The following is a 12,054-nucleotide window of genomic DNA, read 5'->3' on the forward strand; positions in this document are numbered from 1 at the left end:
GAGGCTGACAGCGTGTCAACGCTGCGTGAACTGGTCGAGGAGCACACCTCGCTCGGCCCGGTCGACATCGACCACCTGCACCGGCTCGCCGGTGACTGGCAGTTGATCTCCGACCTGTCCTTCGCCGACCTGCTGCTGTGGGTGCCGGTCGAGGGTGATCCCAGCGCTGGCCAGTCGTTCCTCTGCGTGGCGCAGGTCCGGCCGACCACCGCGCCGACGGCGTACCAGGACGACCAGGTGGGGCGCACCTCCAGCGGCGCGGAGGTGGCCCACCTGGGCGTCGCGCGCGAGCAGGGCCGCATCTGGCGTGAGGGCGACCCCGTCTGGTACGGCGACACCCCCGCCCGGCACGAGGCGATCCCGGTCCGCCGGCGCGGCGAGGACGGCGAGGCGGGCGCGGTGATCGCCGTGGTGGGCCGCGACACCAACCTGTCCACCGCGCGCACGCCCAGCCAGCTGGAACTCAACTACCTGACCACGGCCGACGACCTGGCCCAGATGATCGCCGACGGCACCTTCCCGTCGGTGCGCCACCCGGGCGAGACCACCTCCGCCCCGCGCGTCGGCGACGGCCTGATCCGGCTGGACGGCAGCGGCAAGGTCACCTACGCCTCGCCCAACGCGCAGTCCGCGATCCGGCGGCTCGGCTTCTCCGCGCACCTGGTCGGCGAGGACCTGGCCGCGCTGTTCAACCGGCTGGCCGAGGACCCGCTGGAGGGCTCCGAAGCGAGCAACCGCATCCTGGGCGCGCTGCGCGGGGACGCCCCGCCGCGCAAGGAGATCGAGGCGCGCACCGCCACCGTGCTCAGCCGCGCGTTGCCGCTGATGCCGGCGGGCGTGCCGATCGGCGCGCTGGTGCTGGTCCGCGACATCACCGAGGTCAAACGCCGGGACCGCGCGCTGATCACCAAGGACGCCACCATCCGGGAGATCCACCACCGGGTGAAGAACAACCTGCAGACCGTTGCCGCACTCCTGCGCCTGCAGGCCCGCCGGGTCAACCACCCGGAGGCGCGGGCCGCGCTGGAGGAGTCGGTGCGCCGGGTCGCCTCCATCGCGTTGGTGCACGAGACGCTGGCCATGTCCGCCGACGAGGCGGTCGAGTTCGACGGCATCGTCGACCGGGTCGCCAACGCCGCCGCCGAGGTCGCCTCGCCCGAGTCGCCGGTGCGCACCCGCCGCGAGGGCACCTTCGGCGTGCTGCCCGCCGAGATCGCCACGCCGCTGGTCATGGTGCTCAACGAGCTGCTGCTCAACGCCGTCGAGCACGGCTTCGAGTCGCTGGAGGGCAAGGCCACCGACGGGGCCGAGGTCGTGGTGCACGTCGAGCGTGCCAAGCGGGAGCTGCACGTCGTCGTCGCCGACAACGGCCGGGGCCTGCCCGAAGACTTCAACCCGACCACGAACAAGCGGCTCGGCCTGCAGATCATCCGTACCCTCACCACCGGTGAGCTGCGCGGCACCATCGAACTGCGCAACCGGGACGGCGGCGGCACGGAGGCCCTGCTGTTCGTGCCGCTGGCGAAACGCGACAGGTAGTCCCGGTTTTAACAAAGAGCGATCTGCGTCACCCTCGCGTCAATATGTGGGATGCAACGCGACCGGTGATTGGCACGGGCCCGCCCGCCGTGAGAAAGTGACACCATGACCGCCGCTGCCAGCCGCCGCTTGATGGGGCTCGGGCTCACCGCCCGCCGCCACATCGATTTCGGCCGCGTGCGCAGCGCCATCTGTCCGGCTGGCTGACTGCGCCCGTCCGTTTTTTCGAAACCCGGGCGCGCATACGCGCCGGGAGCATTCATTTCTTTGAATCTCGACCGCTGACCCGCGGTACTGGCGCATAGGCGCGTCCTCGCTCACTGGACTTACAGGAGGACGCTGCGATGGCAGCAAGCACGCCAGCCACCACCCCGGGCCGGGCCGCGCGCAAACCGCGTGGTGAAGGTCAGTGGGCGCTCGGGCACCGCGAGCCCCTCAACCCGAACGAGCGCACGAAGAAGGACGACAACGGCCTGAACGTGCGCGCGCGGATCGAGAACATCTACGCCCATCGCGGCTTCGCGTCGATCGACCCCGCCGACCTGCGCGGCCGGATGCGCTGGTGGGGCCTGTACACCCAGCGCAAGCCCGGGATCGACGGCGGCCGCACGGCGGTGCTGGAGCCGCACGAGCTCGACGACGAGTACTTCATGCTGCGCATCCGCATCGACGGCGGCCAGCTCGACCTGGCCCAGCTGCGCGCCATCGCGAACGTGTCCAGCAAGTACGGCCGCGACACCGCCGACATCACCGACCGGCAGAACATCCAGCTGCACTGGGTGCGGGTCGAGGACGTGCCGGCGATCTGGCGCGAGATCGAGGCGGTCGGCCTGTCCACCACGGAGGCCTGCGGCGACACCCCGCGTGTCGTGCTCGGCAGCCCGGTCGCCGGGATCAGCGAGCACGAGGTCCTCGACGCGACGCCCGCCATCGACGAGATCGTCGAGAAGTACATCGGCGACCCGGCGCTGTCCAATCTGCCCCGCAAGTTCAAGTCGGTGGTGTCCTGGCTGGCCGACGTTCCGTACGAGGCCAACGACATCGCGTTCCTCGGGGTCGAGCACCCCGAGCACGGGCCCGGCTTCGACCTGTGGGTCGGCGGCGGCCTGTCCACCAACCCGATGCTGGCCCAGCGCCTGGGCACGTGGGTGCCGCTGGGCGAGGTCGCCGAGGTGTACGCCGCCGTCGCGCGCCTGTTCCGCGACTACGGCTACCGCCGCCTGCGCGCCCGCGCCCGGATCAAGTTCCTGGTCGCCGACTGGGGCGTGGCGAAGTTCCGGCAGATCCTGGAGGACGAGTTCCTCGGCCGCAAGCTGATCGACGGGCCCGCGCCGGTGCTGCCCGAGCACCCGATCGACCACATCGGCGTGCACCGCCAGCGCGACGGCAACTTCTACGTCGGCGCGGCGGCTGTCGCGGGCCGGGTCAGCGGCACAGTGCTGGCGCAGGTGGCCGACATCGCGCAGGCGCACGGCTCGGGCCGGGTGCGGCTCACGCCGTACCAGAAGCTGCTGGTGCTCGACGTCGCCGAGGACAAGGTCGAGTCGCTGATCGCGGCGCTGGATGCGGTGGGGCTGCAGGCCCGGCCGTCGTCGTGGCGGCGGGACACGATGGCCTGCACCGGCATCGAGTACTGCAAGCTCGCCATCGTCGAGACCAAGGCGACCGCGGCACGCACCATCGAGCACCTGGAGCGCACCATCGGCCGGATCGACGGCTCCATCTCGATCAATGTCAACGGCTGCCCGAACGCCTGCGCCCGCACCCAGGTCGCCGACATCGGCCTCAAGGGACAGCTTGTCCCGGGGCCCGACGGCGAGATGGTCGAGGGCTTCCAGGTGCACCTGGGCGGCGGCCTGAGCATGGCGCAGGGCCAGAACCCGAACTTCGGCCGCAAGCTGCGCGGCCTCAAGACCACCGCCGCGGAGCTGCCCGAGTACGCCGAGCGCCTCGCCCGCCGCTACCTCGACGGCCGCAAGGACGCCGCCGAGCCGTTCGCGGAATGGGTGCTGCGGGTGGACGAGGAAGAGCTGCGGTGAGCAGTCATGAGTGAGCGCAGCGAGCGAATCATGAGGCCCGTCGGACTCGTGGCGACGCCGGAGGCGGCGTCATGAGTGAGGGTGCGCAACGCGCGGTGCCGTATTACTGCCCGTTCTGCGGTGAGGAGGCCTTCCTCCGGCCGCACGCGGGTCCCGAGACCGAGGACGCAGAGCCCGCCAGCACACACGGGCAGTGGGAGTGCCGAGCATGCCGCAGGGTTTTCGCGCTGAAGATGATCGGACTGCTGGGGAGGGTGACGCCATGACCGTGGACGTGCGACGTTCCACCGCCGAGCTGATGGATCTGGCCGCCCGTGCCGGAACCGAGCTGGAGGGCGCGCCGGCCGAGGAGATCATCGGCTGGGCCGCCGAGACGTTCGGGCCCCGCTTCTGCGTCACCAGCTCCATGGCCGACGCGGTGCTGGCGCACGTGGCCTCGCGGGTGGTGCCCGGTGTGGAGGTCGTCTTCCTCGACACCGGCCTGCACTTCCCGGAGACGCTGCGGGTGCGCGACCAGGTCACCCGCACCATCCCGGTGACCGTGGTGACGGTGCGGCCCGAACTCACCGTCGAGGAGCAGGACGAGCGCTTCGGCCCGCGGCTCTACTCCCGCGACCCCGACTCGTGCTGCTACCTGCGCAAGGTGAAGCCGCTGGAGGACGCGCTGGCCGGCTACGACGCGTGGGCGGCCGGCCTGCGCCGCGACGAGTCGCCGACCCGCGCCAACACGCCGGTGGTGCACTTCGAGCAGGCCCGCGGCAAGGTGAAGGTCAACCCGCTGGCCACCTGGACCCAGGCCGAGGTCGACCAGTACATCGCCCGCTACGACATCCCGGTCAACCAGCTGCTGAACTCCGGGTACGGCTCGGTCGGCTGCTGGCCCTGCACCCGGCGCATCCAGCCCGGCGAGGATGCCCGCGCCGGCCGCTGGGCCATGTTCGACAAGACCGAGTGCGGTCTGCATGCGGCCTGATCCGGAGGCCCGCACCGCGGCGCCCGTGGTGCTGGTCGCGCACGGCTCCCGCGACCCGCGGGCGCAGGCGGCGACCCGGGCGCTGGCCCGTGGCGTCGCCGCCGCGCGCCCAGGGCTCGACGTGCGGGTGGCGTTCCTGGAGCTGGCCGACCCGCGCCCGGCTGACGTGCTGGGGGCGCTGCGGGCGGCGGGGGAGCCCGCGCCCGTGGTGGTCCCGCTGCTGCTCACCCGGGCCTACCACGGCCGGGTGGACCTGCCCGCCCAGGTCGCCGGGTTCGACTGCACGATCTCCGACACCCTGGGCGAGGTGTCCGAGCCGCTGCTGGCCGGCCTGGTCCGGCGGCTGCACGAGTCGGTGACCGGGTACGACGCGGTGGTGCTCGCCGCGGCCGGCACCAGCGTGGCGTCGGGCCGGGCCATGGTCGACGAGGTCGCCGGGGCGCTCGCCCTGCGGCTGGGCGTGCCGTGTGTCGCGGCGTACGCGAGCGCGGCCGCGCCCACCGGTGGCGAGGCCGTTGCGGCGCTGCGGGCCCGCGGGGCGCGCCGGGTGGCGGTGGCGTCGTACTTTCTCGCGCCGGGCCGCCTCCACGAGGCCGTGCTCGCCGACGCCCGCGCCGCGGGCGCGTTCGGGGCGGCAGCCCCCTTGGGAGCGTCGAGAGAGCTCGTTCGGCTCGTCCTGCAACGCGTGGACGCGGTCACGCCGCAACGCGCCCTACTGACCGTCTGAGCCGGTTCGCGCGCCCGTTCACCAGGCGTAAGCGCCTGCTCACAGCCCTATGGAAGCCCTCGCCCGCCGCATCAAGATCATCCGACTTGCCCGGCAGGTGTGCGTATCTTGAACCCGCATTCGCACAGGTGCCTGGCAAGTCGAGCGATCATGGCCGGCGGGGCGCCGGTGGCCGTCGGGTTCCGGACAACGTAAAAGCCCCGGAGCAGCGGCGCTCGGGGCTTTCTACGTTTTCGGTGAGGCGTTGCGGTGTGCGGTGCTCAGAGCGAGTGTGCGCGGACCCGAAGGCCGCCGCGGCGCTTGACGGCGCGCCGCTCCTCCTCGCTCATCCCACCCCAGACACCAGCGTCCTGCCCGGTCTCCAGCGCCCACTTGAGGCACTCGGTGGAGACGGGGCACCGCCCGCACACCTTCTTGGCCTGCTCGACCTGAAGCAATGCGGGGCCGGACGTCCCGATCGGGAAGAACAGCTCCGGGTCTTCGTCGCGGCAGACCGAATGGTGGCGCCAGTCCATGGCGGAAACACTCCTTGTGATGGCAGTGGAAATTGCTAACGCTTCGTTTGGTACGTTCGGGCTTCTCTGTATGCGAACGCGCGTGAAGCGATTTGGATGCGGATCCAGTTGGTTACGGACCGCTACCGAAATCAGCAGCGCGTGTAGGAGCAACAGGTTCAGCGCTCGGTACGCTTGTGAATGCTTTCACGAACTCCCACGATGTCAAGGGGGGTGCCGGAAATTAGGACAGACGGGTGAGCAAGCTCACGACCGTTTTGTCCGGATCACCGGGCGTTACCCTGACCCCCGACATCCGACAGTCAGTGATCAATGTAGTACGGGGCGTAATAGGCCGCCAGTATTTCCAGCGTGTGTCACGTGTGCCCATTGACACAAATCTCCGCCGCGCTGCCTTTCGACAGCGACTCTTAGCAGATTACGCGCAGTGCCCCGGGCACAGCGGTGAATTTCACCTTTTCGCGTTCACCTAGGTAGTCCCCGTCTAGTTGGAACGCCTGCGGGGTGGCGCAACGGACGACGAACTCCGCCAGATCGTGGCGCACTGTGATCTTCTTTCCGGTCATGTCACCCCGTTCGTCGGGGTCGTCCGGCTGGTGGGCCAGCATCTGCGTGACCGTATGGAGGGTGCTCGGCAGGTGGAGGGCTTGCAGCGCAAGCACATCGAGCCCGCTGTCGAACGACGCGCGAGGGCTGGCGTGGATCTCCCGGTCCCCGAGATAGGTCCACGGCGCGGTGTTCTGGATGATCAGGTTCGCCAGGCCGCTCACTGCTTCGGCGCCCGGCTCCTCCAGGGTGATGCCCGGATCCCGGCGGCCCTCGACGAAGTACTGCCCCAGCGTCGAGCGCAGGTAGAGGCCCGGGGTCGAGCGGCGGCCCTTGCGCCGCGCCTGCTCGACGCGGCGCACCACCGCGGCATCGAGGCCGAGGCCCGCGCAGAAGGTGAAGTAGCGGTCGTCGGCCAGCCCCAGGCTGACCTGTCGGCTGGTGCCGCGGCGCAGCGCCTTGAGGATCACCGAGGTGGCGTCGACGGCATACCGGGGCAGGCCCAGGGCGCGCACGAAGACGTTGGTCGACCCGCCGGGCACCACCGCCAGCGCCGGCGTCGCCGCCCCCTTCTGCGCTGCCATCAGGCCGTTGACGACCTCGTTGACGGTGCCGTCGCCGCCGAGCGCGACAACCACGTCGACACCCCCCGCGGCCGCGTCGCGGGCGAGATCGAAACCGTGGCCGCGGCGGCGGGTGAAGCCGAGGGTCAGCTCCATCTCGCTGCGCAGCGCGCCGGCCAGCACGTCCCGGGTACGGGCGGACGTGGTGGTCGCCTTGGGGTTGACGACGAGCAGACCTCGCATGACCGGCAATGTACCGGGTGTGGTGACCTCGCGTTACGCCGCCCGCACGCGGCGAGACGGCCGCCACCGCGGGTTCGCTAGGGTGTCATTCATGTCCGCCGCAGAGACGACCACCGCCCGCCCGCCCGCCACCCTGTACGGCGCGGTGGCGCTGATGGCGCTGCAGGCGGTCGCGGTCACCGTGCTGGGCGCGGTGCTGATCTACGCCGACCTGACCGCCGAGGCCGCCGACATCCGGCTGGCGGTCGGGGTGACGCTGTTCGCGCTGGCCATCGCCGGCAGCCTGGGCGGGCTCGCCCGCGCGCTGAGCCGCCGCCGCCCGGGTGCCCGGGGGCCGTCGCTCGCGCTGGAGCTGATGCTCTGCGCACCCGCCTATTTCATGATCAACGGCGGTATGCCGCAGCTCGGCTGGACCGTCCTGCTCGGCGCTCTCGCCGCGATGGCCCTCATCCTGGCCCCGGCCACCACCCGCTGGCTCGGCTGGAACCCCCGCTGACCGATCCGCCCGCCCGGCGTCCCGCTGTCGACGCGGGCTGACTGCCGCCCGCCGTGCGACCCCGCGCCCGCCGTGCGACCCCGCGCCCGCCGTGCGACCCCGCGCCCGGGGGACGGCTCGACGTGGCTCAAGGTCATCCGACTTGCCTGGCAACCGGGGATATTCGCGGTCAAGATACGCACGTGTGCCCGGCAAGTCCGACGGTCATGGTGAGTTCGCCGCCCGCGTGACACCCTGCGCACCTACGGGCGGGTGGCTCGGCGCATCAATGCCTGCCCGCGACGTGGAGATCGTCGTTTCGGGTCACTTTCTGCGGTCAGGCGCCGTCTTCTGTCCTGAAACGGCGATCTTGGCCGTGCCCGCGTGCCGGTCAGGAGGTGGGGAGTTCGGTGACCAGGCGGATGGTGGCGCGGCCGTCGGCCTGCTCGGCGTCGACGCGCGAGGTCAGGCCGCTGAGGACCTTCCAGGCGAAGGCGGACTGCTCCGGGAGCTTGCGCTTGCCGTTGACCGGCGCGGAGATCGCCACCGTCAGCTCGCTGTCGCCGATCTCGAAACGGCAGTGCAGCTGCCCGCCGGGCGGGGCGATGACCAGCAGCATCGCGCACGCCTCGTCGACGGCGATGCGGAGATCCTCGATCTTGTCGCCCGCGAAGCGCAGCCGGGCGGCGAGGCCCGCGGTCGCGGTGCGCAGCACGCCCAGCCAGCCGCCGTCGGCAGGCACGGTGACAGCGACGACGTTGTCGGTAAGCGCCGTCGCCGCCGGTTGCAGAATCTGACTCACCTGGCCCAACCCCCCGCGCGGAGCCTAGCTCATAGCCGGGCGGTTGTGCGCACTCGTCGTCCGGTGATGCCGGGTGGCCGTGCGGGCCACCCGGCATACGTCGGCGCTGACGTCCAGGCTCAGGCCTGCTTGGTCTCCCAGAAGATCTTGGAGATCTCCTCGATCTTGCCCAGCAGTTGCTCGGCCACGGCCGGGTCGGCCTGACCCTTGGTGCCGGCGGCGCCGGACAGCTTGGTGGCCTCGTTGAACAGCTGGTTCAGGTTCGGGTACTTCTCGAAGTGCGGGGCCTTGAAGTAGTCGGTCCACAGCACCCACAGGTGGTGCTTGACCAGCTCGGACCGCTGCTCCTTGATGATCAGAGCCCGGGTGCGGAACTCCGGGTCCGTGTTGGCCTGGTACTTCTCGCAGATGGCCTTGATCGACTCGGCCTCGATCCGGGCCTGGGCCGGGTCGTAGACGCCACACGGCAGGTCGCAGTGAGCACTGACCACCGTGCGCGGCTTCAGGCTGCGTCCTTTCAAGAACTGCATCGGGATCCTCCATGAGGTACGTGGTCTGAACGGGACAATGATCCCCTTGCGACCCTACTCCGCCGGGGAGGCTCAGTTGCGCTGGCCGCTGTTTCCCGTACTGGTTCACGGACCGTCCATGGCGCCGACCCTGCGGCACGGGGACATGCTGCTCGTACGCCGCGGCGGCCGGCCGGTGCGGCCCGGCGACGTGGTGGTCGCGCGCTTCCGGTCCCGGCCCGACCTGCTGGTCGTCAAGCGCGTCGAGCGCGCCCAGGACGGCGGCTGGTGGCTGCTCGGCGACAACGGCCTGGTCGCCGACGACTCGCGGGCGTACGGCGTCGCCGACGTGCTCGGCCGGGTGCTGTGCCGGTACTGGCCGCACCCGGCGCGGATGCGCGCGGGCCACCCGGCCGGCACGGGCGACGAGCTGTGAACCGGACACCGTCCCCAGCAGGTGTGAAATCCTCCACGGCCGGCGGCCCCGCTCATTGATCAAGTGCGGGCCCGGGTCTAGACTCCTGACCTCGGGAGAACCCCGTGACCTCGCCGCGCCGTGTCAACGCTGACCCGTCGTTGAACCGACCCGGCTCTGTGCGTTGTCATCGTGGGAGTCCAAAGTGGATCATCCAGCATTCGAGCGGCATCGCGGCGGCAAGATGGCCGTCGCCAGTACGGTGCCCCTGAGCACCCGAGAAGACCTCTCCCTCGCCTACACACCCGGCGTCGCGCTGGTGTGCGAGGCGATCGCGGAGAACCCGGCCCTGATGGACGACTACACCTGGGTCGGGCACACCGTCGCGGTGGTGACCGACGGTTCGGCCGTGCTCGGCCTGGGCAACATCGGCCCACGTGCGGCGATGCCCGTGATGGAGGGCAAGGCCGTCCTGTTCAAGCAGTTCGGCGGGGTGGACGCGGTGCCGGTGTGCCTCGACACCCAGGACCCCGACGAGATCGTGTCGATCGTCAAGGCGCTCGCGCCCAGCTTCGGCGGGATCAACCTGGAGGACATCGCCGCGCCACGATGCTTCGAGATCGAGCGGCGGCTGGTCGAGGCGCTGGACATCCCGGTGTTCCACGACGACCAGCACGGCACCGCGGTGGTCGTGTTCGCGGCGCTGCGCAACGCGGCGACGCTGCTCGACCGCAAGCTGTGCGACCTGCGCGTGGTGGTCTCCGGGGCGGGCGCGGCCGGGGTCGCGGTCACCAAGATGCTGATCGCGGGCGGGGTCGAGGCATCCGCGGTGATCGTGTGCGACTCGCGCGGCGCGATCCACGCCGGGCGGGCCGACCTGGTGCCCGGCTCGGCCAAGGCCGACCTGGCCGAGCGCACCAACGCGGCCGGGGTCACCGGTGGCATCGAGGCTGCGCTGGACGGCGCGGACGTGCTGATCGGCGTCTCCGGTGGGCAGATTCCCGAGCGGGCGGTGGCCGGCATGGCCCCCGGCGCGATGATCTTCGCGCTGGCCAACCCGACGCCCGAGGTGCACCCGGACGTGGCCGGCCGGTACGCCGCCGTCGTGGCCACCGGGCGCAGCGACTTCCCGAACCAGATCAACAACGTGCTGGCCTTCCCGGGCATCTTCCGCGGCGCGCTCGAGGCCCGCGCGACCCGGATCACCGAGGGCATGAAGCTCGCCGCCGCGACCGCCATCGCCGACGTGGTCGCCGCCGAGCTCTCCGCTGAGGCCGTCGTGCCCAGCGCGCTCGACCCGCGGGTGGCCCCCGCCGTAGCGGCCGCCGTGGCCGACGCCGCGCGCCGCGAGGGCGTGGTACGCGCCTGACCGGCCCCGCGGGGCCGTCGGGCCCCGCTGAAGCCGCCACCGCGGCCACCCCGGGGCCCGACTCCCGTCCCGGCGACCGCGACGCGACAGAGGCCGCCTCAGGCCCCTCTCCCGAACCCCGTCACCCCCCCGGGCACACCGTGCCCGGACCCGGCCGTGGGCCCGGCCGCCGTCACGACCCCCGCCTCACCCCACCCGGGTGCCGCCGTGCCCGGGTCGGCCGGCGGCCCGGCTGCAGTTTCGGGGAAACTGCGCCAATCGCGTCGCGAATGGCTGCCGTTTCTCCGAAACTGCGCGGGCAACAGCTCCTGAACGGACCTTCAGGGCGGTCGGGGCCGGGGTTGGGGTGGCTGTTAGCGTCGGGTCATGCGTGCCGTCTATGCCGACTCGATCAATCCGGACAACCCGCTGGCGGGCCTCGTGGTGGGCGAGCGGCCCGAGCCGCAGGTCGCGGAGGGCTGGACCACCGTACGCGTGATGGCCAGTGCGCTGAATCATCACGACCTGTGGTCGCTGCGCGGCGTCGGCCTGTCCGCCGAGCAGCTGCCGATGATCCTGGGCTGCGACGCGGCGGGCGTCGACGAGGACGGGAACCAGGTCGTCGTGCACGCGGTCGTCGGTGACCCGGTGGCAGGGGACGGCGACGAGACGCTCGACCCGAAGCGCTCGCTGCTGTCCGAGCGCCACCAGGGCACGCTGGCGGACCTGGTGACCGTGCCGCGGCGCAACCTGGTCCCCAAGCCCGAGGGCATGACCTGGACGGACGCGGCGTGCCTGCCGACGGCGTGGCTGACGGCGTACCGCATGCTCACCACCCGCGGGCGGCTGCGCGAGGGCGGCAGCGTGCTGGTGCAGGGCGCGGGCGGCGGTGTGGCCACGGCCGCGATCGTGCTGGCCGGGGCGCTGGGCGCGCGGGTGTACGCCACCAGCCGCGACGCCGCCAAGCGGGAGAACGCCGCCGGGCTGGGCGCGACCGTGCTGGCCCCCGGCGAGCGGCTGCCCGAGCGGGTGGACGTGGTGATCGAGACCGTCGGCGAGGCCACCTTCGACCACTCTGTGAAGAGCACGAAGCCGGGCGGCCGGATCGTGGTGTCCGGCTCGACGTCCGGGCACCTGGCCACGGTGGACCTGCGCCGGATCTTCTTCCTGCAGCAGGAGGTCGTCGGCTCGACCATGGGCACCCGCGACGAGCTGGCGGCGCTGCTGGAGCTGATGGCGGCCCGGAAGATCGCGCCGGTGGTGGACACCGTCTTCGACTTCGCCGACGCCCGCGGGGCCTTCGAGCGGCTGGCCGCGGGCGCGGGCTTTGGCAAGATCGTGCTCGACCACCAGGGCTGAG

General features: G+C 71.6%; 13 protein-coding genes. 9 read left to right on the top strand and 4 right to left on the bottom strand.

The features are described from left to right. The first annotated feature begins 12 nt into the window (after positions 1 to 12). The 5 genes from AB0B35_RS04690 (at position 13) to AB0B35_RS04710 (ending at position 5,278) form a co-directional block, all read left to right on the top strand. Positions 13 to 1,539: a histidine kinase N-terminal domain-containing protein gene (locus AB0B35_RS04690; protein WP_361040638.1), complete on the top strand. Its 1,527-nt coding sequence runs from the start codon at positions 13 to 15 to the stop codon at positions 1,537 to 1,539. A 344-nt stretch (positions 1,540 to 1,883) separates the two neighbouring features. Further along, the gene (locus AB0B35_RS04695) at positions 1,884 to 3,578 is read left to right on the top strand and encodes a nitrite/sulfite reductase (RefSeq protein WP_361040641.1); all 1,695 of its coding nucleotides are present in this window, start codon (positions 1,884 to 1,886) and stop codon (positions 3,576 to 3,578) included. 71 nt (positions 3,579 to 3,649) lie between these two features. Then, complete coding sequence (locus tag AB0B35_RS04700) at positions 3,650 to 3,844, top strand: hypothetical protein (RefSeq protein WP_239168077.1); 195 nt, start codon at positions 3,650 to 3,652, stop codon at positions 3,842 to 3,844. Continuing rightward, positions 3,841 to 4,551, top strand: a complete 711-nt coding sequence (locus AB0B35_RS04705) for a phosphoadenylyl-sulfate reductase (RefSeq protein WP_360521193.1) — start codon at positions 3,841 to 3,843, stop codon at positions 4,549 to 4,551. The genes AB0B35_RS04700 and AB0B35_RS04705 overlap by 4 nt, the downstream gene beginning before the upstream one ends. Beyond that, positions 4,541 to 5,278, top strand: coding sequence for a CbiX/SirB N-terminal domain-containing protein (locus AB0B35_RS04710; RefSeq protein ID WP_361040643.1), 738 nt, complete (start codon positions 4,541 to 4,543; stop codon positions 5,276 to 5,278). Before AB0B35_RS04705 ends, AB0B35_RS04710 begins: the two co-directional genes overlap by 11 nt. A 260-nt stretch (positions 5,279 to 5,538) precedes the next feature. Here AB0B35_RS04710 and AB0B35_RS04715 read toward each other — a convergent pair whose 3' ends face one another. Next, positions 5,539 to 5,793 carry a WhiB family transcriptional regulator gene (locus AB0B35_RS04715; protein WP_120318209.1) on the bottom strand — a complete coding sequence of 85 codons (255 nt, stop codon included), beginning with the start codon at positions 5,791 to 5,793 and terminating at the stop codon, positions 5,539 to 5,541. Positions 5,794 to 6,203: 410 nt separating this feature from the next. Then, positions 6,204 to 7,145, bottom strand: coding sequence for a diacylglycerol kinase family protein (locus AB0B35_RS04720; RefSeq protein ID WP_361040647.1), 942 nt, complete (start codon positions 7,143 to 7,145; stop codon positions 6,204 to 6,206). Between the two features lie 91 nt (positions 7,146 to 7,236). Between AB0B35_RS04720 and AB0B35_RS04725 the strand changes: the two genes are divergently transcribed. Continuing rightward, the gene (locus AB0B35_RS04725; protein WP_361040649.1) at positions 7,237 to 7,641 is read left to right on the top strand and encodes a hypothetical protein; all 405 of its coding nucleotides are present in this window, start codon (positions 7,237 to 7,239) and stop codon (positions 7,639 to 7,641) included. A gap of 370 nt (positions 7,642 to 8,011) precedes the next feature. On the opposite strand, the gene AB0B35_RS04730 is transcribed toward AB0B35_RS04725, so the two are convergent. Further along, positions 8,012 to 8,413 (bottom strand): anti-sigma regulatory factor, encoded by a 402-nt coding sequence (locus tag AB0B35_RS04730; RefSeq protein WP_360521747.1) that lies wholly within the window; start codon positions 8,411 to 8,413, stop codon positions 8,012 to 8,014. Between the two features lie 128 nt (positions 8,414 to 8,541). Then, positions 8,542 to 8,952 carry a superoxide dismutase, Ni gene (gene sodN / locus AB0B35_RS04735; RefSeq protein WP_360521181.1) on the bottom strand — a complete coding sequence of 137 codons (411 nt, stop codon included), beginning with the start codon at positions 8,950 to 8,952 and terminating at the stop codon, positions 8,542 to 8,544. 37 nt (positions 8,953 to 8,989) lie between these two features. Between sodN and AB0B35_RS04740 the strand changes: the two genes are divergently transcribed. The 3 genes from AB0B35_RS04740 to AB0B35_RS04750 all read left to right on the top strand — a co-directional run bounded on the left by AB0B35_RS04740 (position 8,990) and on the right by AB0B35_RS04750 (position 12,053). After that, positions 8,990 to 9,367 carry a S26 family signal peptidase gene (locus tag AB0B35_RS04740; protein WP_361040651.1) on the top strand — a complete coding sequence of 126 codons (378 nt, stop codon included), beginning with the start codon at positions 8,990 to 8,992 and terminating at the stop codon, positions 9,365 to 9,367. Between the two features lie 223 nt (positions 9,368 to 9,590). Continuing rightward, entirely contained in the window at positions 9,591 to 10,715 is a 1,125-nt protein-coding gene (locus tag AB0B35_RS04745; protein ID WP_361040865.1) for an NADP-dependent malic enzyme, read from the top strand. 366 nt (positions 10,716 to 11,081) lie between these two features. Then, a complete protein-coding gene (locus AB0B35_RS04750; protein WP_361040654.1) occupies positions 11,082 to 12,053 on the top strand; it encodes a zinc-binding dehydrogenase in 972 nt (323 codons plus the stop codon). Position 12,054 lies beyond the last annotated feature (1 nt).

This window comes from Catellatospora sp. NPDC049133 (assembly GCF_040648455.1).
Taxonomy (GTDB): Bacteria; Actinomycetota; Actinomycetes; order Mycobacteriales; family Micromonosporaceae; genus Catellatospora; species Catellatospora aurea.

What these genes read in the sequence shown, in the direction of transcription:
- AB0B35_RS04715 (WP_120318209.1), bottom strand. Translation starts at nt 5,793, where the DNA reads ATGGACTGGCGCCACCATTCGGTCTGCCGCGACGAAGACCCGGAGCTG.
- AB0B35_RS04740 (WP_361040651.1), top strand. Translation starts at nt 8,990, where the DNA reads ATGATCCCCTTGCGACCCTACTCCGCCGGGGAGGCTCAGTTGCGCTGG.
- AB0B35_RS04710 (WP_361040643.1), top strand. Translation starts at nt 4,541, where the DNA reads ATGCGGCCTGATCCGGAGGCCCGCACCGCGGCGCCCGTGGTGCTGGTC.
- AB0B35_RS04695 (WP_361040641.1), top strand. Translation starts at nt 1,884, where the DNA reads ATGGCAGCAAGCACGCCAGCCACCACCCCGGGCCGGGCCGCGCGCAAA.
- AB0B35_RS04705 (WP_360521193.1), top strand. Translation starts at nt 3,841, where the DNA reads ATGACCGTGGACGTGCGACGTTCCACCGCCGAGCTGATGGATCTGGCC.
- sodN (WP_360521181.1), bottom strand. Translation starts at nt 8,952, where the DNA reads ATGCAGTTCTTGAAAGGACGCAGCCTGAAGCCGCGCACGGTGGTCAGT.
- AB0B35_RS04750 (WP_361040654.1), top strand. Translation starts at nt 11,082, where the DNA reads ATGCGTGCCGTCTATGCCGACTCGATCAATCCGGACAACCCGCTGGCG.
- AB0B35_RS04720 (WP_361040647.1), bottom strand. Translation starts at nt 7,145, where the DNA reads ATGCGAGGTCTGCTCGTCGTCAACCCCAAGGCGACCACCACGTCCGCC.
- AB0B35_RS04725 (WP_361040649.1), top strand. Translation starts at nt 7,237, where the DNA reads ATGTCCGCCGCAGAGACGACCACCGCCCGCCCGCCCGCCACCCTGTAC.
- AB0B35_RS04745 (WP_361040865.1), top strand. Translation starts at nt 9,591, where the DNA reads ATGGCCGTCGCCAGTACGGTGCCCCTGAGCACCCGAGAAGACCTCTCC.
- AB0B35_RS04700 (WP_239168077.1), top strand. Translation starts at nt 3,650, where the DNA reads ATGAGTGAGGGTGCGCAACGCGCGGTGCCGTATTACTGCCCGTTCTGC.